This is a genomic window from Nocardioides sp., assembly GCF_036401255.1.
GTDB lineage: Bacteria > Actinomycetota > Actinomycetes > Propionibacteriales > Nocardioidaceae > Nocardioides.
On record NZ_DASWVI010000312.1, the window covers coordinates 1 to 20,893 of the forward strand.

The 20,893-nt window shown below is 71.4% G+C and carries 19 protein-coding genes, 4 tRNA genes and 1 pseudogene; 11 read left to right on the forward strand and 13 right to left on the reverse strand.

Features of this window, described 5'->3' with window-relative positions; translation table 11 throughout:
- Positions 1–344: pseudogene (thrS, locus tag VGD85_RS14650) on the reverse strand (threonine--tRNA ligase); the annotation flags it as partial.
- A gap of 93 nt (positions 345–437) precedes the next feature.
- Positions 438–1,133 (reverse strand): NADPH-dependent F420 reductase, encoded by a 696-nt coding sequence (locus tag VGD85_RS14655; protein ID WP_331064180.1) that lies wholly within the window; start codon positions 1,131–1,133, stop codon positions 438–440.
- A gap of 131 nt (positions 1,134–1,264) precedes the next feature.
- Here VGD85_RS14655 and VGD85_RS14660 point away from each other — a divergent pair, with 131 nt between their 5' ends.
- A complete protein-coding gene (locus VGD85_RS14660) occupies positions 1,265–1,456 on the forward strand; it encodes a hypothetical protein (RefSeq protein ID WP_331064181.1) in 192 nt (63 codons plus the stop codon).
- A gap of 22 nt (positions 1,457–1,478) precedes the next feature.
- On the opposite strand, the gene VGD85_RS14665 is transcribed toward VGD85_RS14660, so the two are convergent.
- The 6 genes from VGD85_RS14665 to VGD85_RS14690 all read right to left on the reverse strand — a co-directional run bounded on the left by VGD85_RS14665 (position 1,479) and on the right by VGD85_RS14690 (position 7,510).
- Positions 1,479–2,498, reverse strand: a complete 1,020-nt coding sequence (locus VGD85_RS14665) for a LacI family DNA-binding transcriptional regulator (RefSeq protein ID WP_331064182.1) — start codon at positions 2,496–2,498, stop codon at positions 1,479–1,481.
- Between the two features lie 10 nt (positions 2,499–2,508).
- On the reverse strand, positions 2,509–3,945 hold the full coding sequence (locus tag VGD85_RS14670; RefSeq protein WP_331064183.1) for a GH1 family beta-glucosidase: 1,437 nt from the start codon (positions 3,943–3,945) through the stop codon (positions 2,509–2,511).
- Positions 3,942–4,772, reverse strand: coding sequence for a carbohydrate ABC transporter permease (locus VGD85_RS14675; RefSeq protein ID WP_331064184.1), 831 nt, complete (start codon positions 4,770–4,772; stop codon positions 3,942–3,944). The genes VGD85_RS14670 and VGD85_RS14675 overlap by 4 nt, the downstream gene beginning before the upstream one ends.
- Positions 4,769–5,755 carry a sugar ABC transporter permease gene (locus VGD85_RS14680; RefSeq protein ID WP_331064185.1) on the reverse strand — a complete coding sequence of 329 codons (987 nt, stop codon included), beginning with the start codon at positions 5,753–5,755 and terminating at the stop codon, positions 4,769–4,771. Before VGD85_RS14680 ends, VGD85_RS14675 begins: the two co-directional genes overlap by 4 nt.
- 96 nt (positions 5,756–5,851) lie before the next feature.
- Positions 5,852–7,141: an ABC transporter substrate-binding protein gene (locus VGD85_RS14685; RefSeq protein ID WP_331064186.1), complete on the reverse strand. Its 1,290-nt coding sequence runs from the start codon at positions 7,139–7,141 to the stop codon at positions 5,852–5,854.
- Positions 7,142–7,438: 297 nt separating this feature from the next.
- A tRNA-Val gene (locus tag VGD85_RS14690) sits at positions 7,439–7,510 on the reverse strand.
- Between the two features lie 135 nt (positions 7,511–7,645).
- Between VGD85_RS14690 and VGD85_RS14695 the strand changes: the two genes are divergently transcribed.
- The 5 genes from VGD85_RS14695 to VGD85_RS14715 all read left to right on the forward strand — a co-directional run bounded on the left by VGD85_RS14695 (position 7,646) and on the right by VGD85_RS14715 (position 8,800).
- Complete coding sequence (locus tag VGD85_RS14695) at positions 7,646–8,077, forward strand: SsgA family sporulation/cell division regulator (RefSeq protein WP_331064187.1); 432 nt, start codon at positions 7,646–7,648, stop codon at positions 8,075–8,077.
- A 109-nt stretch (positions 8,078–8,186) separates the two neighbouring features.
- Positions 8,187–8,259: transfer RNA gene (locus VGD85_RS14700), tRNA-Gly, on the forward strand.
- 31 nt (positions 8,260–8,290) lie between these two features.
- Positions 8,291–8,364 (forward strand) — tRNA-Cys (locus VGD85_RS14705).
- A gap of 26 nt (positions 8,365–8,390) precedes the next feature.
- A tRNA-Val gene (locus tag VGD85_RS14710) sits at positions 8,391–8,465 on the forward strand.
- A gap of 95 nt (positions 8,466–8,560) precedes the next feature.
- Entirely contained in the window at positions 8,561–8,800 is a 240-nt protein-coding gene (locus VGD85_RS14715) for a hypothetical protein (RefSeq protein WP_331064188.1), read from the forward strand.
- 39 nt (positions 8,801–8,839) lie between these two features.
- Here VGD85_RS14715 and VGD85_RS14720 read toward each other — a convergent pair whose 3' ends face one another.
- Positions 8,840–9,481, reverse strand: coding sequence for a hypothetical protein (locus tag VGD85_RS14720; RefSeq protein WP_331064189.1), 642 nt, complete (start codon positions 9,479–9,481; stop codon positions 8,840–8,842).
- 160 nt (positions 9,482–9,641) lie between these two features.
- On the opposite strand from VGD85_RS14720, the gene VGD85_RS14725 reads away from it, so the two are divergent.
- Genes VGD85_RS14725 through VGD85_RS14740 form a run of 4 tightly spaced genes read left to right on the forward strand, consistent with a single transcriptional unit; the run spans position 9,642 to position 14,049 of the window.
- Positions 9,642–10,214: a 2-oxoacid:acceptor oxidoreductase family protein gene (locus tag VGD85_RS14725; RefSeq protein ID WP_331064190.1), complete on the forward strand. Its 573-nt coding sequence runs from the start codon at positions 9,642–9,644 to the stop codon at positions 10,212–10,214.
- Positions 10,207–11,412, forward strand: a complete 1,206-nt coding sequence (locus tag VGD85_RS14730) for a transketolase C-terminal domain-containing protein (RefSeq protein ID WP_331064191.1) — start codon at positions 10,207–10,209, stop codon at positions 11,410–11,412. The genes VGD85_RS14725 and VGD85_RS14730 overlap by 8 nt, the downstream gene beginning before the upstream one ends.
- On the forward strand, positions 11,409–12,413 hold the full coding sequence (locus tag VGD85_RS14735; RefSeq protein WP_331064192.1) for a thiamine pyrophosphate-dependent enzyme: 1,005 nt from the start codon (positions 11,409–11,411) through the stop codon (positions 12,411–12,413). Before VGD85_RS14730 ends, VGD85_RS14735 begins: the two co-directional genes overlap by 4 nt.
- A 1-nt stretch (position 12,414) precedes the next feature.
- Positions 12,415–14,049, forward strand: a complete 1,635-nt coding sequence (locus VGD85_RS14740) for an NAD(P)-binding protein (protein ID WP_331064193.1) — start codon at positions 12,415–12,417, stop codon at positions 14,047–14,049.
- Positions 14,050–14,115: 66 nt separating this feature from the next.
- Here the strand turns inward: VGD85_RS14740 and VGD85_RS14745 are convergent, their stop codons facing one another.
- From VGD85_RS14745 to VGD85_RS14760, 4 genes are all read right to left on the reverse strand, one after another.
- Positions 14,116–14,424 carry a hypothetical protein gene (locus VGD85_RS14745; RefSeq protein WP_331064194.1) on the reverse strand — a complete coding sequence of 103 codons (309 nt, stop codon included), beginning with the start codon at positions 14,422–14,424 and terminating at the stop codon, positions 14,116–14,118.
- A gap of 642 nt (positions 14,425–15,066) precedes the next feature.
- Complete coding sequence (locus VGD85_RS14750) at positions 15,067–17,100, reverse strand: ATP-binding protein (RefSeq protein ID WP_331064195.1); 2,034 nt, start codon at positions 17,098–17,100, stop codon at positions 15,067–15,069.
- Positions 17,101–17,189: 89 nt separating this feature from the next.
- Positions 17,190–18,290, reverse strand: coding sequence for a potassium channel family protein (locus tag VGD85_RS14755; protein WP_331064196.1), 1,101 nt, complete (start codon positions 18,288–18,290; stop codon positions 17,190–17,192).
- A gap of 10 nt (positions 18,291–18,300) precedes the next feature.
- Positions 18,301–19,284 carry a YihY/virulence factor BrkB family protein gene (locus tag VGD85_RS14760; protein ID WP_331064197.1) on the reverse strand — a complete coding sequence of 328 codons (984 nt, stop codon included), beginning with the start codon at positions 19,282–19,284 and terminating at the stop codon, positions 18,301–18,303.
- A 17-nt stretch (positions 19,285–19,301) separates the two neighbouring features.
- On the opposite strand from VGD85_RS14760, the gene VGD85_RS14765 reads away from it, so the two are divergent.
- The coding region (locus tag VGD85_RS14765; protein ID WP_331064198.1) for an acyl-CoA dehydrogenase family protein at positions 19,302–20,893 on the forward strand (1,592 nt) is incomplete at its 3' end.

Here is a 20,893-nt window from a genome sequence, read left to right on the forward strand (position 1 = left end):
GCAGGGTTGAACGGGGTCTCGACGTCGAAGTCGTAGTAGAAGCCGTTCTCGACCGGCGGCCCGATGCCGAGCTTGGCCTCGGGGAACAGCTGCTGGACGGCCTGGGCCATCACGTGGGCGGTCGAGTGCCGCAGGATGTCGGGACCGTCGGCGCTGTCGATCGCCACACCCTCGACCTCGTCACCGTCGGCGAGCTCGTAGGCGAGGTCCTTGAGCGCGCCGTTGACCCGGGCCGCGATCACCGCGGTGTCGTCGGCGAACAGCTCCCAGGCCTTGGTGCCCGTCGTGACCGTCCGCTCCTCACGCGCATCGGCGTGGGCGAGGACGATCTGGAGATCGGACACAGTGGCTCCTTCGAGAGATGCGAGACGGACCCACCGATCGTATCGGTGGGTCCGTCGGGGACGCCCTTCGGTTTCCGCCGGCCCGCTCGGCGGTCACATGTCGCGGTAGCGCCTGGCCTTCCCGAGCTGCTCGACGAGGAACGCCTCGTCGACGCGACGCGGCTGCTGCGGCGGCCAGGTGCCGGACGCGTCGGCGCTGTACAGCTCGGCGTACGCCGGCTCGTCGCGCTGGTAGCGCCAGCCCTCGGCGAGCGGCCCGACGTCGTAGGCGTCGTACCCGATGTCGTCGAGGTACCGCGCGACCCGGGCCTTGGCCTCGGCGTCGTCGCCCGCGACGGCCAGCACGCTGCGCTCGGGGTCGCCCGACGGCCGGGCGAGCACCGGGAGGAAGCCGGCGTAGATGTTGTTGAACGCCTTCACGACCCTCGACTCCGGCAGGTGGGCCTGGAGCAGCTCGGCGGTGGTGGTCGACTCGTCGTCGAGCTCGGCGATCTGACCGTCGCGCTGGGGGTAGTAGTTGTTGGTGTCGATCACGACCTTGCCGCCCAGCGGCGCGACCGGCACGGAGCGGTAGGCCTTCAGCGGGATCGTGACGACCACGAGGTCGCCGGCCTCCGCCGCCTCCTGCGGCGTCGCCGCCCGGGCCCGTGGCCCGAGCTCGGCGACCAGGTCGGAGAGGGTCTCCGGTCCGCGCCGGTTGCTGAGGACGACGTCGTGCCCGGCCGCGACCGTCAGGTGGGCCAGCGCGCTGCCGATGTTTCCACTGCCGATGAGTCCGATGGTGGTCATGTGGCGGCAACACCGGGACCGACTCGGAGATTCCGGGACTAATGCCTGAGTTCATACCGACTTTTGGCTCTACGGAACGGAAGTGGGAGGGAGACGATGGAGACGTGAAGGCATTCGGACGACGCGGAACCGTGACCGGTCCACGGGAGATCTGCTCCCACTGCGGTCATGTGATCGTCGACGTGCCGCAGGTCGGCTGGGTCGCCCCCGAGCTCGGGGACAGCTACGACCTCTGCTCCGGCGACACCTTCGGCAACCACCTGCCTCGGCGCCAGCCGCAGCGCTCGCAGTCGCGCACCACGCTGGCGCGCAGCGGGCTCTGAGTACGCCGCGCGCCCCGGCGGCTCACACCGAGGCCCGACGCACCAGCTCGGGCACGAAGATCACCCGGCGTGGCGCGCCCCGGCCACCCTCGTCGATCGCCGCGGTGAGCAGCCGGACCGCCTCGACGACCATCTGGTCGATCGGGTTGTGGAGCGTGGTGAGGGGCGGCTCGGTCCGCTCGGCGACGCCCAGGTCGTCGTAGCCGACGATCGCGACGTCCTCGGGCACCCGCAGGCCGCGTCGGGCCAGCTCCCGCATCGCGCCCTGCGCCATCAGGTCGGAGGCGGCGAAGATGCCGTCGAGGTCGGCGGCCGCGTCGAGCAGCGTGGCGCAGGCGGTCTCCCCGCTCTCCTCGGTGAAGTCGCCGTAGGCGACCAGGTCGGTGGGCAGGCCGGCGGCCGCCACCTCCTGGCGCCAGCCCTCGAGCCGGTCGTGGCCGGCGTGCATGTCGCGGGGCCCGGCGATCGTGGCGATCCGGCGCCGGCCGGCCGCCAGCAGCGCGCGGACCGCCTGGCCGGCGGCACCGACGTTGTCGCTGTCGACGTACGAGACGCGATCGGCGCCGATCCACGGCTGCCCGATGAACACGGCGGGGAGCCCGAGGTCGGACAGGTGCTCGGCGAGCCGGTCGGCACGGTGGTGGGAGGCGACGATCGCGCCGTCGACGTACCTGCCGCGCAGGTAGGCCAGCAGTCGCTCCTCCTCGTCGCCCGGCTGGGCGATGAGGAGCACCAGTTGCAGGTCGTGCTCGCGCAGCGAGCGCGCGACCAGGTGCAGCATCCGGGCGAAGAACGGGTCGGCGAAGATGCGCTCGTCGGACTCGGGGACGATCAGCGCGACGGAGTCGGTGCGTCGCGTCACGAGCGACCGTGCCGCCGCGTTCGGGGTGTAGCCGAGGGATCGTACGGCGTCGTCGACCGCGGCCTGGGCCTTCGCGCTGACCTTGGACCGGCCGTTGATCGCCCGTGACGCCGTCGCCTTGCTGACGCCCGCCAGCCTCGCCACCTCGTCGAGCGTGGGCACGTGCCCGTTCTCAGCCATCCGGAGCACGCTACTGGCACAGCGCGTTGCGGGCCGCCATTTCGGCGAACCAGCGGGCGCTGTCCTTGAGCGTGCGCACCTGCGTGGCGAAGTCCACGTGCACGAGGCCGAAGCGGTGGGCGTATCCGTAGCTCCACTCGAAGTTGTCCATGAGGGACCACACGAAGTAGCCGCGCACATCGACGCCCTTGTCCATCGCGTCCCGCAGGGCGTGCAGGTGCTGCTCGATGTACTCCCGGCGGCCGGCGTCGTGGATCGCGCCGTCCTCGACCACGTCGTTGGCCATCGCGCCGTTCTCGGTGATGTAGACCGGCGGCACGGCGTACTCGTCGCGGAGCCGGACCAGCAGGCGGGTGAAGGCGTCCGGGTCGATCTCCCAGTCCCGGTCGGTGGTCGGCCGGCCGGTGCGCGGGAACACGAACCCGCCGCCCGGGTAGGGCGACTGGCGCGGTCGTGTCGCGTGCTCGATCCGGCTGCCGAGGAGCTCCCCGGGCTCGGCGTCGTAGGGCAGCGCTGCGGGGACGTCGCCGTGGTAGAAGTTCACGCCCAGGAAGTCGAGCGGCGCACTGATCAGCTGGAGGTCGCCGTCGTGCACCGCGTCCTGCCACGGCCGGCCGGCGAAGAGCATGCCGTCGGTGTCACCGGCGAGGTCGTCGGCGTAGCGGCCCCGGAACAGCGGCTCCAGGAAGACCCGGTTGTGGAAGCCGTCGAGCCGGCGCGCCGCCTCCACGTCGGCGGCACGGGTGGGGTCGAACGGGTCGGCCACGGTCGGGTTGAGCGTGATGCCCACGGCCTTGCCCTGCTCGGGGGTGCCACCGCGGCGGCGGAACTCGTCGACGAACAGGCCGTGGCCGAGCAGCAGATGATGAGCGGCCACCACGCCGGCGACGCCCTCCTGGCGGCCGGGCGCGTGTCCCCCGCCCGTGTAGCCCATGAACGCCGAGCACCACGGCTCGTTGTGGGTCGTCCAGTGGTCGACGCGGTCGCCCAGCGCGTCGTACACCGCCATCGCGTAGTCGAGGAACCGGTCGGCGGTGTCGCGACGGGTCCAACCGCCGGTGTCCTCCAGGGCCTGCGGGAGGTCCCAGTGGTAGAGCGTCAACCAGGGCACGATCCCGGCGCCGAGGAGCTCGTCGACCAGCCGCCGGTAGAAGTCGAGCCCGGCCTGGTTGACCGGGCCGCCGTCGGGGCAGATCCGCGGCCAGGCCGTCGAGAAGCGGTAGGACGCGAGGCCGAGCTCCTTCATCAGGGCGACGTCCTGGGGCATCCGGTCGTAGTGCTCGCAGGCCGCGTCGGCGTCGTCCCCGTTGAGGATCGCCCCCGGCAGCCTCGTGAACGTGTCCCAGATCGACGGGGTGCGACCGTCGGCGTCGACGGCGCCCTCGATCTGGTACGCCGCCGCGGCAGCGCCCCAGAGGAAGTCGGGCGGGAACTCTCGGGTCGTCATCCCTTGACGGCTCCTTGCATGATGCCGGCCACGAGCTGACGGCCGGTCGCGATGAACAGGACGAGCAGCGGGATCGTGGCCAGCAGCGTCCCCGCCTGCAGCAGTGCGATGTCGGAGATCCCGCCGGCGGGCGCGATCTTGAGCTGGTCGAGTGCGGTCTGCAGGGTCTGCACGTCGGATCCCTGCAGGATCAGCAGCGGCCACATGAAGTCGGTCCAGGTGTGCATGAACGTGAACAGCGCCAGGATCGCCATGGCCGGCCGCGCGGCCGGCACCGCCACGGTCCAGAACGTGCGGATCTGCGAGCAGCCGTCGACGCGGGCGGCCTCGATCAGCTCGTCGGGGATCGCGTCGACGAGGTACTGGCGCATGAAGAACACGCCGAACGCGGTGACGAGCCAGGGCAGCACGACGGCGGTGCGGGTGCCGGCGAGCCCGAGGTTGCTGAACTCCTTGAGCAGCGGCATCAGCGCGAGCTGGGTCGGCACCGCCATCGTGGCGATGACGAAGGCCATGCCCGCGTTGCGGCCCTTGAACTTGAGCTTGGCGAACGCGTAGCCCGCCAGCGTGGAGAAGAACACCACCGACGCCGCCGAGACGCTCGAGATGATGATCGAGTTGGCGAGCGCGGACCAGAAGTCGATCTGGTCGAACACCCGCCGCGCGTTCTCGAGGAAGTGGCCGCCGGGGTAGAGCGGCGGCGGGCTGTGGATCGCGCGCTCCTTGGTGACCGATCCGATCACGAACGACCAGTAGAGCGGGAAGGCCGAGCCCAGCACGAACGCGGAGAGCAGGCCGTAGACGAGGAATCCGGGACGACGGTTCACCGCTCCGACCTCCGTTGGACCAGGCGGGTGAGGCCGAAGTTGATCAGCGCGATGGTGATGATGATCAGCACGATGATCCAGGTCGCCGCGGCCGCACGTGGATAGGGATCGGTGCTGCTGTTGGACGTGTTGAACACGTACATCGTCAGCGTCTGGTACTGGTAGTCGGCACCGCCCTGGAACTGCAGGTTGGTGTCGAAGAGCCGGGGCTCGGTGAAGATCTGCAGCCCGCCGATCGTCGAGGTGATGATGACGAAGAGCATCGTCGGGCTGATCGAGGGCAGTGTGATGTGGAAGAACTGCTGCACCCTGCTGGCGCCGTCGATCGCTGCCGCCTCGTAGTACTCCCGCGAGACCGCCTGCATGGCCGCGAGGATGATCAGCGTGTTGTAGCCGGTCCAGCGGTAGTTCACCATCGAGGCGATCGCGGTCCAGCTGGCGAACCGGTCGGAGTGCCATCCGATCTTGGGCAGTCCGACCGCGTGGATCAGCTCGTTGATCAGGCCCGTCTTGTCGGCGAACAGGCTGCCGAAGATCAGTGCCGTCGCTGCCGGCGCGACCACGAAGGGCAGCAGCACGCTCATCCGCCACCACGTGCGACCGCGCAGCTGGGTGTCGAGCATCGCGGCGACGATCGTCGCGGTCGCGACCTGCGGCACCGAGGACAGCAGGAAGATGGCGATGGTGTTCCAGAAGGCCTTGCGGAACACGGGGTCCTGAAGCACGTGGGCGTAGTTGGCGAACCCGACGCTGTCGCCGTGGTGGGGGCCGAAGCGCGGCCAGGAGAAGAAGGAGAGGTAGCCCGAGTAGACCATCGGGTAGATCCCGACGAGCACGAACACCGCGAAGAACGGCAGCACGTAGAGGTACGGCGCGAAGCGGTAGTCCCAGTGGGACAGACGCTGCCGGCGCGTGAGCCGCGGCGGCGCCTGGCTCGCCGGCGCCCCCGCGTCACCGCTGCGGGCGGCCTGGACGGTCGTCACGTCGTACCTCCTGGTGATCGCCGCGCCCGGGGTGCCCCCGGCCGGGAGTCACGCGGACTCCCGGCCGGGGGCGTGGGTGCGGACCCGGACATGTGGTCAGGAAAGGCTCTCGACGGCCTGGACGAACGTCTTCCAGGAGTCCTCCGGCGAGCTGCCCTCGTCGACGCGCTGGATGGCGGTCTGGAAGAGGCCGAGGATGTCGGAGTACTTGTCGCCCTTGTAGGGGTGCCCCGGCTCCACGGCGGCGGCGCGCGAGGCGAGGATCGCTGCGGTCGGCGCGTCGTTGAAGTAGGGGTCGGTGGCGTTCTCCGCGGCCAGCGCCTCCTCGGCGGCGACGTTGGCCGGGTAGTTGCCGGCGGCCTCGAAGACCGCGAGCTCCTGGTCCTTGTCGGTCAGCCAGGCGGCGAACTGCTTGGCCTCCTCGGGGTGCTCGGACTGCGTGGGCACGGCGAGGAAGGAGCCGCCCCAGTTGCCGCCGCCACCCGGGAAGGCGTCGACGATGTCCCAGCCCTTCACGTTGGGGGCGGAGGACTTGATGTTGGAGAACATCCAGCCGGGGCACGGCATCGTGGCGAATCCGTCGTTGCGGAAGTTCGCGGTCCAGTCCTCGCCCCACTGGACGACCTGCGGCGAGAGGGTCGAGGAGTACTGGGTGACGGTGTCCCACACGTTCTGGATCTCGGGGTTGTCGATGTTCACCTCGTTCTCCGCGGTCTGGAAGGGGAACTCCGTCTGGTTGAGCATGGCCTGCGCGATCGAGCCGCTGGCGTCGTACCACTTGGTGTCCGGCAGGGCGGCGACGAGCTTCTTCCCGGCCTCGAAGTAGGAGTCCCAGGTCGCGAAGATCGGCTTGACCTCCTCGCGGTCGCTGGGCAGGCCGGCCTTCTTGAACAGGTCGGCGCGGTAGCAGAACGCCTCCGGGCCGACGTCGGTCGGGTAGCCGATCTGCTTGCCGTCGGCGGTCTGCGCGGCCTGGTAGGCGTAGTCGACCCAGCGGTCGTCGAGGGAGGAGTCGGACAGGTCGACGAACTGGTCGGAGGCCCCTTCGGAGACGAACTGCGGCATCGCGTCGCCCTCGACCGCGACGATGTCGGTGAGGCCGTGGCCGGCCTGCAGCTCCTGGGTGAGGGTCTTCTTCCACGGGTCCCAGTCGGCGACCTTGGTGTGCTTGACGGTGAACGGCCGGTCGGGGTCGGCGTTCCACTGGTCGATCAGCAAGTCATAGCCGAAGTCACTGAACGTGGTGATGGTGAGGACATCGTCCTTACCGAGCTTGGACTCACTGCCGCCGCCGGACTCACTGTCGCCGCAGGCGGCGGTCATACCGGCGACGAGGGCTACCGCGGCGCCGAGCGCGGCCCCCCGTCGGATGTTGGACTTGCGCATCACTGGACGCTCCTGCCGATCGAACTGGTGGAACCGTTTCCACTCGGTTGGCTCAGAACTATGAGCGGCGTCACAGCACAGCGTCAAGGGCCAGCGTGAAAATAGTCTGATCTTTTCAATGAGCAGGGTGAGACCGGTTCCATTCGTCGCGGGCGACGGCGCTTGGCCGCGCACCTGACGCATCTGTCGCCGCGGACGCCCATCGACAGCAGATAGGTCAGGTGCGTGGCGGGCGGAAAAACAGCAGAGCCGCGCTACCCGGTAGCGCGGCTCGTCTCCCTGGAGGGACCTTCTCGGTGGGCGATACTGGGTTCGAACCAGTGACCTCTTCGGTGTGAACGAAGCGCGCTACCACTGCGCCAATCGCCCGAGTTCTGCCCCGCCGCGAACGGCGGTGCGGTCGCAGACTCTAGCGCACCCCACCCGTGCGATCACATTCGGCACCAACCTGCCGCCGCCCCGGCGAATCGCGTCACGGACCGCGCACCCGTCCGTCTCCTCGCCGTGAACCAGCAGCCCGGGGCTCGATCGATCGCCCAAGACATCACCCTCCAGTGCCTCGACGCCTGGGGGCGTACGGCGGACCTGCCCGCGACGTTCGGGTACGACCCGGCCGACCCGTGGGCAGTGTGGATCACCTTCCGCGGCCCGCGTGACCAGGTCCAGTGGGCCGTGGGCCGCGACCTGCTGCTGCAGGGACTGACCGATCCCGCCGGCGAGGGCGACATCCAGCTCTGGCCGAGCATCGACGAGACGGGGCGGGCCGCGGTCGTCATGGAGCTGCACTCCCCCGACGGGCGACTGGTCACGCAGCTGCGCACCCACGAGCTCTACCGCTTCTTGACCCGCAGCCTCGCGGTCGTGCCGTCCGGCTCGGAGGCCATCGACCTGGACGAGCTGGTGGCCGAGCTGACCGGCACCTCACCCACCGGATAGGCGCTCGCGAAGCCCCGCGACGCGCGGGCCGGGGGTGGATTTTGCATGGTCTGGGGCATCGGCTACTGTTCTCACGCACGCCGACCGGGAGACCGGATCGGACGCGCAAGCGGACGTAGCTCAGTTGGTAGAGCGCAACCTTGCCAAGGTTGAGGTCGCGAGTTCGAGCCTCGTCGTCCGCTCGGAGAGGTCTCTCCCTGGTTTGGCCTCCATGGTGGGTTGGCCGAGAGGCGAGGCAACGGACTGCAAATCCGTGTACACGGGTTCAAATCCCGTACCCACCTCCACGCAGTCCCCCACTAACTCAAGACCCGGGCGATTGGCGCAGTGGTAGCGCGCTTCCTTGACACGGAAGAGGTCACTGGTTCAAACCCAGTATCGCCCACCAGAGAAGCCGCAGGCAGCGTGCCTGCGGCTTCTTCATGTTGCCGAGGCGATTCTCGACACCGCAACCAGATCGAACATCTGTTCTATTCTGAGCCCGTGGGGAGCTCAGACCGCGATACCGGCCAGCACGGCCACACCGCGCCTCGCCACGTCTGGGTGAACGTGACCCGCAGCCCCGTGCACCGCTGCCCCGGTGTGCTCCTGGACTGGCGCCGGTGCGCGGACGGCCGCTGGGAGGCGCTGGTGGTCTGGGCGGAGGGTGGCGGGAACATCCGGCCGCGCTCACACCTGGAGTGGGTGCGTCAGGAGCACGTGCGCCCGGCCGACCAAGGCTGAGCCTCAAATCACCGAGGCGGCGCCGCGTTCGGGTCGGCGCTACCGGCCCTGGGCCCCGGGCTGGGTGCCGGGTTGCGAGCCGTGGTGCGGTCCGGGCCGGGTCTCGGCGGTCTCCGCGAGCCAGGCACGGAACCGGCGCGGGTCGCGGCGCTCGAGCTCGTCGAGGAGCCGCGCCCGTTCGGCGACCACCTCGAGCAGCTCGGTCGCGGTGGCGTCGGCACGGTGCACCTCGTCGTACGACGAGCGCCACCGATCGGCCAGGTCGCGCTCCGACAGCCGGGTGGGGTCGTCGACGGCACCCGTGCACTGCTTGCCATGCAGCGTGCGCACCAGCAGCTCGAGGATCGGGGGCGCGGCGAGCGTCGTGCCGATGAGCACGAGTGCCGTCCAGCCGCCGATGACCGCCGGCAGGCCGGCCACGACCAGCGCGCCGGCGGCGCCGTACCGGGCGCCCACGATCGTCGCGACTCGGCGATCGCCGTCGGGCTCCACCCAGGCGATGCCGAAGGCGGCACCGAGCACGGCCAGGCAGACGGTGATGCCGACCAGCGGACCCCACCCGATGGCGATCGACCCCGCCAGCATCCCGACCCCCGCCAGCAGCACGACGGCGCCGTTCCACGCGACGCGGTAGCGCCGCATCGCCCGGCTCTCGATGACCCGTTCCGGTGTGCCCTTCATGCCCTCACGATCCGCCGCGGGCCCGCGACCCGGCAGGGCCGAAAGTGCGCGCGACCTGGGACGTCTGTCCCTCAGCACGAGGGGTTCCGAGGAAGAACGTCGTCCGCCGGGGGGACCTTCGGCCCTGCGACGCACCCGTCGCCGCGGGGAATGTAAAGGCGTGTTCAACGTCCGGTTCCACGGCCGAGGTGGCCAAGGTGTCGTGACGGCGGCGGAGATGCTCTCCGCCGCCGCTTTCGACATGGGGCTGCACGGCCAGGCGTTCCCGACCTTCGGGTCCGAACGCACGGGAGCCCCGGTCGTCTCGTTCTGCCGCATCCACGACCAGCCGATCGGCTTCCACGAGCCGATCGCCGTCCCCGACGCCCTCGTCATCCAGGATCCGACGCTGCTGCACGTGCTCGCCGTGCTGGAGGGCGCCAGCCCGGCGACCTTCCTGCTGGTGAACACGTCGCGCTCGTTCGCCGAGATCGGGCTGGAGGGGTACGTCGACTGGCTCGCGCCAGGCCGGGCGGCCACCCTGCCGGCGACCGAGATGGCCCGCGACCTGCTGGGCCGCCCGATGCCGAACACGGCGCTCCTCGGCGCGTTCGCCGCGCTGACGCGTGTGGTGACGATCGACGCGGTCTCGACCGCGATCCGGCACCGGTTCACCGGCGTCCTGCCGCCGGCCGTCATCGAGGCGAACGTCCAGGTCGCCACCCGAGCGTTCGAGGTGATCTGCCATGTATGAGCAGCTGGAGGGGTCGAAGGCGGTCGCCAAGGCCGTGGCCCGATGCCGGCCGGACGTGATCGCGGCGTACCCGATCTCGCCGCAGACCCACATCGTCGAGGCCCTCTCCGACTTCGTCCGCGGCGGCGAGCTCACGGGCTGCGAGTACCTGATGGTGGAGTCGGAGTTCGGCGCGATGTCGGCCTGCATCGGCGCCTCCGGCGTCGGGGCCCGGACCTACACCGCGACGGCCAGCCAGGGCCTGCTGTTCATGGCCGAGGCGCTCTTCAACGCCTCGGGCCTCGGTCTGCCGATCGTGATGACCGTGGCGAACCGGGCGATCGGCGCCCCCATCAACATCTGGAACGACCACTCCGACAGCATGTCGATGCGCGATGCGGGCTGGGTCCAGCTGTTCGCCGCCTCCAACCAGGACGCGGTGGACCTGCACCTGCAGGCGTTCGTGCTCGCCGAGCGGCTCTCGCTGCCGGTGATGGTGTGCATGGACGGCTTCGTGCTCACCCACGCGGTCGAGAAGATCGACCTGCCCGACCAGGAGGTCGTGGACGCGTTCGTGCCGCCGCTGGTGCCGCGCCAGGTGCTCGACCCGACCGACCCGATCACGATCGGGTCGATGGTCGGCCCCGAGGCGTTCACCGAGGTGCGCTACCTGATGCACGACCAGCAGCTGGCGGCGCTGGACGAGCTGCCGCGGATCGCGACCGAGTTCGAGCGGGTCGTCGGCCGGTCGGCAGGCGGGCTGGTCCGGCCCTACCGCACCGAGGACGCCGAGGTCGTCGTGGTCGCCCTCGGCTCGGTCCTCGGCGGCGTCGACGAGGTCGTCGACGCGCTGCGCGAGGACGGCATCGCGGCCGGCTCTCTCGGCATCACGTGCTTCCGCCCCTGGCCCGCCGAGGCCGTGCGCAAGGCGATCGGCTCGGCCCGCCGGGTCGTGGTGGTCGAGCGGGCGTTCGCCCCCGGCGTCGGCGGCATCGTCGGCCAGGACGTGCGGCTCGCGCTGCGCGCGAGCGGCACCGATGGGCCCGAGGTGTACGACGTCGTCGCCGGTCTCGGCGGGCGACCGGTCACCCGAGCGTCGCTGCGCGGGTTGGTGGACGACGTGCTGGCCGGCCGGCTGGACGAGCACGCGCTGCACTTCCTCGACCTCGACCGCGAGCTGCTCGACCGCGCCGGCACCCCCTGGAGGAGGACGTCGTGACCGATCTCAAGCTCTACCAGGTGGGCACCTTCGCGGCGGGCAACCGGCTCGTCGACCTCGAGCTGCGCTCCGTGCAGGCCCAGCCCGACCGTGCGAACTCCATCACGTCCGGCCACCGCGCGTGCCAGGGCTGTGGCGAGGCGCTCGGCGCCCGCTACGTCCTCGACGCCGCGATGCGTGCCGCCGGCGGCGACATGGTCGTCGCGAACGCGACCGGCTGCCTGGAGGTGTTCTCCACGCCGTACCCGGAGTCGTCGTGGCAGGTGGCCTGGCTGCACTCGCTGTTCGGCAACGCCCCCGCGGTCGCCGCGGGCATGGCGGCCGGCCTGCGGGCACGCGGTCAGGAGACCCGCGTCGTCGGCCAGGGCGGCGACGGCGGCACCGTCGACATCGGGTTCGGCTGCCTGTCCGGCATGTTCGAGCGCAACGACGACGTGCTCTACGTCTGCTACGACAACCAGGGCTACATGAACACCGGCGTGCAGCGCTCGGGCGCCACCCCTCCGGCCGCTCGCACCGCCAACACCGGCACGGCCGGCGCGGAGCCGGGCAACTCCTTCGGCCAGGGCAAGTCGGCGCCGCTGATCGCCATGGCGCACGAGATCCCGTACGTCGCGACCGCGACCGTGGCCGACCTGCGCGACCTGGAGCGCAAGGTCGAGAAGGCGATGTCGATGCACGGCGCCCGCTACCTGCACGTGCTGGTCCCCTGCCCGCTCGGCTGGGCCGCCGGCCCCAGCGACACGATCAAGCTGGCCCGGCTGGCCAAGGAGTCCGGGATCTTCCCGGTGTTCGAGGCGGAGTACGGCGAGGTCACCGCGGTCACCCCGATCCGCCGCCAGGTCCAGGTCGAGGAGTACCTGCGGCTGCAGGGCCGCTACGCCCACCTCTTCGGCAAGCAACCGCGTCCGGACCTCGTGGCCCGGATCCAGGCCGGTGCCGACCGCAACATCGCCCGCTTCGGTCTGCTCGAGGCCGAGCCCGGACCTGGGAGCGACTGACATGGAGCACCCCTTCGCGATCACCCTGGATGTCGGCTCGAGCCGGGCCAACAAGACCGGGTCGTGGCGCACCGAGCGCCCGACGTACGTGCACAACCTGCCACCGTGCAACCAGGCCTGCCCCGCCGGGGAGGACATCCGCACCTGGCTCTACGAGGCCGAGGAGGGCGGACCCGCCTACGAGCGCGCCTGGCGCAAGATCATGGAGGTCAACCCCTTCCCCGCGGTGATGGGCCGGATCTGCTACCACCCGTGCGAGACCGGCTGCAACCGCGGCACCCTCGACGAGGCCGTCGGCATCAACTCCGTCGAGCGGTTCCTCGGCGACGAGGCGCTCCGACAGGGCTGGCAGGTCACCGTCGACCGCCCCTCGAGCGGGCTGCGGGTGCTCGTGGTCGGGGCCGGCCCCTCCGGCCTCTCGGCCGCCTACCAGCTGGCGCGCCTGGGCCACGACGTGACGATCGTGGAGTCGGCGCCCAAGCCCGGCGGCATGATGCGCTACGGCATCCCGGAGTACCGGCTCCCCCGCGAGATCCTCGACGCCGAGATCCAGCGCATCGTCGACCTCGGCGTGCGCCTCGAGCTCGGCGTCACCGTCACCGACCTCGACGCCACCATGCGCGAGGGCAGGTACGACGCGGCCTTCCTCGCGGTCGGCGCCCAGCTCGGCAAGCGCGCCTACCTGCCGGCCGGGGCCGCCTCCCACGTCGTGGACGCGGTGACGCTGCTGCACGAGCTCGGCGACGGCGAGCGGCCGATGCTCGGCCGCCGGGTCGCGGTCTACGGCGGCGGCAACACCGCCATCGACGCGGCCCGCACGGCCAAGCGGCTCGGGGCCGAGGACTCGATCGTGGTCTACCGCCGCACCCGGGAGCGGATGCCCGCCCACGACGCCGAGGTCCGCGAGGCCGAGGAGGAGGGCGTGCGCTTCACGTGGCTCTCCTCGATCACCCAGGTCGAGCAGGGTGCCCTCACGATCGAGCGCATGGAGCTCGACGAGACCGGGTTCCCCCAGCCGACCGGAGTCACCGAGCAGCTTCCGGCCGACTCACTGGTGCTCGCGCTGGGCCAGGACACCGACCTGCGGTTCCTCGACGGCGTCGCCGGCATCGAGGTCGACCACGGCGTCGTCACGGTCGACGACCAGATGATGACCGGCCGGCCCGGCGTGTTCGCCGGCGGCGACATGGTGCCCGACCAGCGCTCGGCCACCGTGGGCATCGGCCACGGCCGGCGCGCGGCCGCGGGCGTCGACGCCTGGCTGCACGGTCGCACCGCGCCCCGTCCGGACGTCCCCGCTCCGGCGGCGTTCGACAACCTGAACACCTGGTACTTCGCCGATGCGCCCCGCGCGCACCGCCCCACCCTCGAGGCGGCCCGTCGCTCGTCGACCTTCGACGAGGTCGTGCAGTCCCTTGACGCCGACAGTGCGTTGTACGAGGCCCGGCGCTGCATGTCCTGCGGCAACTGCTTCAGCTGCGACAACTGCTTCGGGGTCTGCCCGGACAATGCGATCACCAAGACCGGCGACCCGGACGCGCCGTACGCGATCGACCTCGACTACTGCAAGGGCTGCGGGCTGTGCGCCGCCGAGTGCCCGGCCGGCGCGATCTCGATGCGGCCCGAGGAGATCTAGAAGAGTCCGCGGACCATCGGATCCGCCCCGTGGACCACCGGTCCGCGGGGCGGTGCGCCGGGTGGGTCAACCGCGGCTCTCGACCGCCGGGCCGCCGTTGCGCAGCCAGCGGTCGAACCGGACCGGGTCGCGCCGCTCGAGCGCGTCGAGCAGCAGACCCCGCAGGACGACGAGCTGGCCGGCACGGCGCGGGTCGCGGCTCGCCTGCAGGGCGTCCGCGGAGAGGTACCAGGCCGCGGTGAGCTGCTCGGTCGTGAGCTGGCCGACCAGCTTGCGCTGGACCTCCACGTCGGCGGCCGGGTCGAGGCGGATGGGCTCGACGGAGGGGCGCGGCTCGCGCGCCGGGCGCGGGCGCGACTGCCAGGGGAACTGCACGACTCCACCTCCGTTCTCTCCTCCCAGCCTGCGCGCCGGGGCGTGCCGGCAGGAGAGTCGATGGTCCTGGCCGCCCGGGACCTGCGGCCGAGGAGCCGACACCCCGGGGAGCCGGCCGTCGAGGACCCGTCGAGGACAGGGAGTGGCCCGAGGGCAGCGACGACCTCGGGCCGCCTCCCTGTCGACGTTGCGCTCCCCGGGCTCCGTCTCCCGGAGGTGGACCGCGCCGGCGTCTCGGGTCACCGACGCGATCCAGGACGACTGTAGGCAGAGAACCGCCGTGGGCGGGGCCGGTTGGGGGAATCTGCGCGAATCTGGAGGAATGGTCAGGACCGGACCTGGTCCCGGACCGCCGCGCCACGCCCCCGGGCCCCCGTGGTCCGGGGACGGCGAGCGGGGCGGTCCGGGCCGGGTCAGGATGACCGACGTCGGCCGGTCCCGGGCTCACCCCTGCGGATGAGTCCCGGCTCGAGGGCTCGCCCCAGGAGTCTGCTGAACAAGACGGGCGAACGCGAGCGGCGTCCGGTCTGTGCGGTGGCAAGGCGGCCGAGGAACGGCGTGGCGGGTCACTCCGACCGAGGCGAACGCCGCCAACGCTCCACCGGGCGTCGCGTAGCCCCGCGCGGATCTTTCATCAGACTCCTAGCGGTACGCCGGGAGCGTGAACTCGAACACCGAGCCCTGGCCGGCCGGGTTGGCCCGGACCCGGATGGTGCCGTCGTGGCGGGAGATGATGCGGCGCACGATCGAGAGGCCCAGCCCGCTGCCCTCGTACCCCCGGTGGTGGGCGCGGTGGAACTCCTCGAAGACCCGCTGCCGCTCCCCCTCCGGGATGCCGATCCCGTTGTCGGCGACCTCGACGGTCACGACCCTGCCGCCGCTCCCCTCACCACAGCCTCCGCGGACGATGACCTCGGGCACGACGCCTGGAGCGACGTACTTCAACGCGTTGCCGATCAGGTTGTCGATGACCTGGCGGAGGAGGACCGGGTCGGCGAGCACCGGCGGCACCGGGTCGACCCGCACGTGGGCCTCGACGTCGCGGGCGGCCGCGACCTCGCGTGCGATCGCGGCGATGTCGACCGGGCCGAGCTGGAGCTCGCGCTGGGCGCTGGTGGCGTGGTCGAGGAGGTCGGCGATGAGGCGGTGCATCCGCGCCGAGGACGACTGGACCCGGGACACGAACTGGCGGGCCAGTTCGGGATCCAGCTCGCCGAGGTCGAGCTCGTCGGCGAGCATCTCGGTCCAGCCGTCGATCGCGGCCAGCGGGTTGCGCAGGTCGTGGGCGACCACCCCGGCGAACGCGGCCAGCTCCTTGCGGCGGGCGTGCTCGGCGGAGATGTCCCGGAACAGCACGAGTGCCCGGGCCCGGTCGCGGGCCTCGTCGTGCGGCAGCGGGATTGCGAACACGGAGACGATCCGCTCGGTGCCATCGGGCCGGACGACCTTCAGCTCGGCATCGTGGACCGGCTCGCCGTTCAGGGCGCGCACCGACGGCCGTTCGTGCACGGCGACCTCCGCGCCGTCCGCCCACTGCCGTGATCGCTCGACGAGGTCCTCCCAGGCCAGCTCGTCCCCGGGGAGCCCGAAGATCCGCGCCGCAGCGGCGTTGTGGACGAGGAGATCGCCGGCGTCGTCGATGACGAACAGGCCTTCGACCATCGAGCCGATCACGGCCTGCCGGAGGCTGACCTGGTAGACGGCCTCCTCCTGGGACCTCCGCAGCTGCGCGGCCAGCTGGTTGCGCTCGTCGCGCCCGGTCGACAGCGCCAGACCCGTGACGACGATGATCGCGACGTAGAACTCCGCGAGCAGGGCGCCGACGTCGTCACGCTGGACGGCGGCGAACGGCCCCGAGCCGGTCGTCGTGAGCGTCAGGGTGACGACGCCCCCGACGAAGGAGTGGGCCGCACACGCCAACGTCGAGAACCGCACGCCGAACCACACGGTCGCCGCCAGCAACGGGAACACGAGCGGCAGGTCGTAGAACGAGAACGCCAAGCCGTACAGCGCCACCGAGAAGACGGTCGCGGCCACCAGCTCGAGCGCGCCGGCATCCCCGACCAGGCTCGGCCGCGGGCGCGGGCCCGTGAGCCAGGCACCCACCAGGATCCCCAGCGTGACCACGATCAGGGCGCTGACGATGTTGCGCCCGAACAGCAGGACGCCGCCCATCAGGTCCAGGTCGCCGGCGACGACCCACGCGCCCAGGGTGCCGACCACGGCGCCGGCGAGCATCGCGACCACCAGCGCCCCGCCGTACGCCGGCAGCGCCCGGAGCCGCTCGAGCGGGCGGCGCCCGCCGCAGCCCCACAGCTGCCCGCTCCACCGCCGCAGCAGCCCGACCGCGAGCAGGGTCTGGCCCACCCCGACGGCGGCGAAGACCAGGTTGACCGCGGTCGGCGCGCCGAGGACCGCGTTCGCCGCCACGAGGGCGCCCGCGAGGAGCACGGTGTCCGGGCTGCGCACCCCCGCCCCGCGCACCAGGAACCACAGGACCGGGATCCCGCCCGCGGGCCAGACGGTCGCGAAGCCCGGGCTGTCGAGGGTCGGTTGGCGGGACACGACCGCGAGCAGGGTGAGGAGCACCGCCAGCCCGACGGCAGCCCCGACGGGCGCACGGACGGGCGCACGGACATGCGGCTCCGCCTGGTCGCTCGCCATCTCACTCCCCATGTGGCCCACCTGTATCGCCAGGCTAGCCCCGAGGAAGGGGCGGTGTACGCGCCTTGGATCCGTTCGCGCCCGCACCCGCCGCCGGCGGGTCAGTCGTCCTCGACCGCCAGGTCCTCGTCATGGGTGCCGGGTCGCGGCGCCCACGGCAGCTCCTTGGCGGGGCGTACGACGATGAGCCGGTCGCCACGGGCGAGCTGGGTGACCACCGGGTCGAAGTAGCGGTACACCTTCTCGTCGCGGACGACGGCGATCACCTGGTCGGGCAGTCGCTGGGGCTGCCGGCCGACCTCGCTGACCAGCAGGTCCCGCTCGGCGACCTCGAGACCCTCGCCGTACGTCAGGAGGTCCTCCATCACCGAGCCGAGCGTCGGGGACAGCGACGAGAGCCCCAGCAGCCGGCCGACGGCGTCGGAGGAGGTGATCACCGAGTTCGCCCCCGACTGGCGCATCAGCGCGACGTTCTCCTGCTCCCGCACCGCCGCGACGATCCACACCTCCGGGTTGAGCTGGCGCACCGTCAGCGTCGCCAGCACGTTGGAGTCGTCGCGGTCGGTCGTGATGATCACCTGGTCGGCCCGCTCCACCCCGGCGCGCCGCAGCACGTCCTGCCGGGTCGCGTCACCGGTCACCACCGCGAGGCCGTCGGCGTGCGCCTCCTGCAGGGCCGCCGCACCGGGGTCGACCACGATGATCGAGTCGCGGTCCTGGCCGTTGTTGACCAGGGTGTCGACGGCGGCCCGGCCCTTCGTGCCGTAGCCGACCACGACGACGTGGGATGTCATGTGCTTCCTCCAACGGGCGGCTCGGAACAGGTCGCGGCCCTGGGAGGCGAGCACCTCCAGGGTGGTCCCGATCAGCAGCACCAGGAAGGCGATGCGGAGCGGGGTGACGACGAACGCGTTGAGCATCCGGGCATGCTCCTCGACCGGCGCGATGTCGCCGTACCCGGTCGTGCTCAGCGTCACCGTCGTGTAGTAGATCGAGTCGATCAGGTCGACCCGGCCCGTCGGGTCGTTGCCGTCGACGTAAGCCCCTCGGTCGATCCAGACGAGGAGGACGGTGACGACGAGGATCGCCACCGCCAGCAGCAGCCGGCGTCCGAGCTCCCACCACGGCGAGCGCACCTGGTCCGGCAGCAAGAGCTTCCCTCGCGCACGGCCCTGCGTGATGTCGCTGGAGTCCTCGGCCACGGAGGAGAATCTAGTCCGTCCCGCCGCGGCTGCTGACACGGCGCAGCCGCGACACGAGCTCGAGTCGGGCGCGGGTGGTCGCCTTCTGCGGGAACACGGTGTCGAACGCGGCGTTCACGGCCGCGCCGATCAGGACCGCGATCGAGACGAGGTAGAGCCACAGCAGGATCGCGATCGGGGCGGCGAGCGGCCCGTAGATCGAGTGGGAGTCGGTGGCGGTGACCGTGAGGAACCAGCGCAGCAGGTAGGACCCGAACACCCAGCAGAACAGCGAGAACGTCGCCCCGGGCAGGTTGAACGTCCAGTGCGTCCGCACCGGCACCGAAACGTGGTAGAGCGTCGCGAGGAAGCAGATGCACACGGCGATGACGATCGGCCAGTAGAACGCCATCAGGACGTCCGCCCGGTTCGGCAGCCACTTCGCGACGAGGTCCGGGCCGGCGACGACCAGCGGGATGGAGACGACGCCGGTGACAAGCGCGAGGATGTACAGCAGGAACGACAGCGCGCGGGTCTTCACGATCCCGCGGCTGCCGCCGAGGCCGTGCATGATCGTGATGGTGTCCACGAAGACGTTGAGCGCCCGCGAGCCCGACCACAGGGCCAGCACGAAGCCCACCGAGATGATGTCGAAGCGGCCGCCGTCCTGGACGTCCTCGATGGTCTTGACGATGATCCGGTCCACGGCTCCGTCGGTGAGGGCACGTCGTGCCAGGTCGATCACGGCCTGCTGGACGTCGGCCACCTGGGCCGCGCTGAACTGGTCGGTGACGAAGCCGATCGCGCCCGCGAGCGCGAAGATCAGCGGTGGCACGGAGACCACGGCGAAGAACGCCGCCTCGGCCGCCAGGCCGGTGACGCGGTACTTCAGGCACGACGCCACGGTGGTGACGACCAGTCGCCAGACCACCTCGCGCAGCTGCTTGAGCCGGACGACCGTCGGCGAGGGCTCGGGGGCGTTCTCTCGGCTCCCCGCTCCCTCCACCCCGGACATGGATCTACCGTAGGCCCATGCGATCCGACATCCGGGTATCCACCAACCAGGCCCCGCCGCTGGTCGGCCACAACGTCGTCACCTCCGACCTGGCGCTGGTCGAGGCGGTCACCCGCCACGCCACCACCGAGGTCCTCGAGGACCTGGTCGAGCTCGGTGCCGAGGCCGGCACCGAGGAGGCCCGCGAGCACGGGCTGCTGGCCAATCGCAACGAGCCGCGGCTCACGCCGTACGACCGCCACGGCAACCGGATCGACGAGGTGGAGTTCCACCCCTCCTGGCACTGGCTGATGGCCCGCGCGGTCGGCCACGGGCTGGCCGCCACGCCGTGGGAGCAGCAGCACAACGGCGCGGCCCACGCGCACGTCCGGCGCGCGGCGGGCTTCCTGGCCTGGTCCCAGACCGAGCCGGGCCACGGCTGCCCGATCTCGATGACGTACGCCGCCGTGCCGGCCCTGCGCGCCGACGACGCGATCGCCAAGGAGTGGACGCCGCTGCTGGCCTCCACGTCCTACGACCCCGGTGTCCGGCTCGCGACCACCAAGGCCGGCGCGCTCGCCGGCATGGGCATGACCGAGAAGCAGGGCGGCTCCGACGTCCGCACGAACGTCACGCAGGCGCGGCCGACGGCGACGCACGGCGAGTACACCCTCCACGGCCACAAGTGGTTCACCTCGGCGCCGATGAACGACATGTTCCTCGTCCTCGCGCAGGCCGAGGGGACCGCCCTGACCTGCTTCGTGGTCCCGCGGGTGCTCCCCGACGGGACCCGCAACCAGCTGGACGTGGTGCGGCTCAAGGACAAGCTCGGCAACCGCTCGAACGCCTCCTCCGAGCTCGAGCTCGACGGCACCGTCGGCTACCGGCTCGGCGACGAGGGCCGCGGCGTGCGCACGATCATCGAGATGGTCGCGGCCACCCGACTGGACTGCGTGCTCGGCTCGACCTCGTTGATGCGCCGCGCCGTCAACGAGGCCACCTGGCACACCGCGCACCGCTCCGCGTTCGGGTCGCTCCTGGCCGACAAGCCGCTCATGCAGAACGTCCTGGCGGACCTCGCCGTCGAGGCGGAGGCGGCGACGGCCCTGGCGATCCGGCTCGCGGCGGCCGTCGACGGACTCGGTCAGCCCGACGCCGCCGAGGCGGCCCACGAGGCGGCGTTCCGCCGGATCGCGCTCCCGCTGGCCAAGTTCTGGGTCTGCAAGCGCACGCCGTTCCACGTGGCCGAGGCGCTGGAGTGCCTCGGCGGCAACGGCTACGTCGAGGACTCCGGCATGCCGCTGCTCTACCGCGAGGCCCCGGTCAACTCCGTGTGGGAGGGCTCCGGCAACGTCAACGCGCTCGACGTGCTGCGTGCACTCGGCCGGGAGCCGGAGGTCCTCGACGCCTGGATCACCGAGGTCGGCCGGGCCCGGGGCGGCGACCACCGCCTGGACCGCGCGATCGAGGACACGCTGGCGTTCATCGGCACCCTGATGGGCGACCCCGCCGCGCTCGAGCTCAACGCCCGGCGGCTCGCGAGCCGGATGGCGCTGTGCCTCCAAGGCGCGCTGCTGGTGCGCTTCGCGCCCGCCGAGGTCGCCGACGTCTTCTGCGCGTCCCGGCTCGG

Bases quoted from the DNA above. Each gene is read 5' to 3' on its own strand.
- VGD85_RS14655 (WP_331064180.1), bottom strand. From the start codon at position 1,133: ATGACCACCATCGGACTCATCGGCAGTGGAAACATCGGCAGCGCGCTG.
- VGD85_RS14665 (WP_331064182.1), bottom strand. From the start codon at position 2,498: ATGGCTGAGAACGGGCACGTGCCCACGCTCGACGAGGTGGCGAGGCTG.
- VGD85_RS14670 (WP_331064183.1), bottom strand. From the start codon at position 3,945: ATGACGACCCGAGAGTTCCCGCCCGACTTCCTCTGGGGCGCTGCCGCG.
- VGD85_RS14685 (WP_331064186.1), bottom strand. From the start codon at position 7,141: ATGCGCAAGTCCAACATCCGACGGGGGGCCGCGCTCGGCGCCGCGGTA.
- VGD85_RS14720 (WP_331064189.1), bottom strand. From the start codon at position 9,481: ATGAAGGGCACACCGGAACGGGTCATCGAGAGCCGGGCGATGCGGCGC.
- VGD85_RS14730 (WP_331064191.1), top strand. From the start codon at position 10,207: ATGTATGAGCAGCTGGAGGGGTCGAAGGCGGTCGCCAAGGCCGTGGCC.
- VGD85_RS14740 (WP_331064193.1), top strand. From the start codon at position 12,415: ATGGAGCACCCCTTCGCGATCACCCTGGATGTCGGCTCGAGCCGGGCC.
- VGD85_RS14750 (WP_331064195.1), bottom strand. From the start codon at position 17,100: ATGGGGAGTGAGATGGCGAGCGACCAGGCGGAGCCGCATGTCCGTGCG.
- VGD85_RS14760 (WP_331064197.1), bottom strand. From the start codon at position 19,284: ATGTCCGGGGTGGAGGGAGCGGGGAGCCGAGAGAACGCCCCCGAGCCC.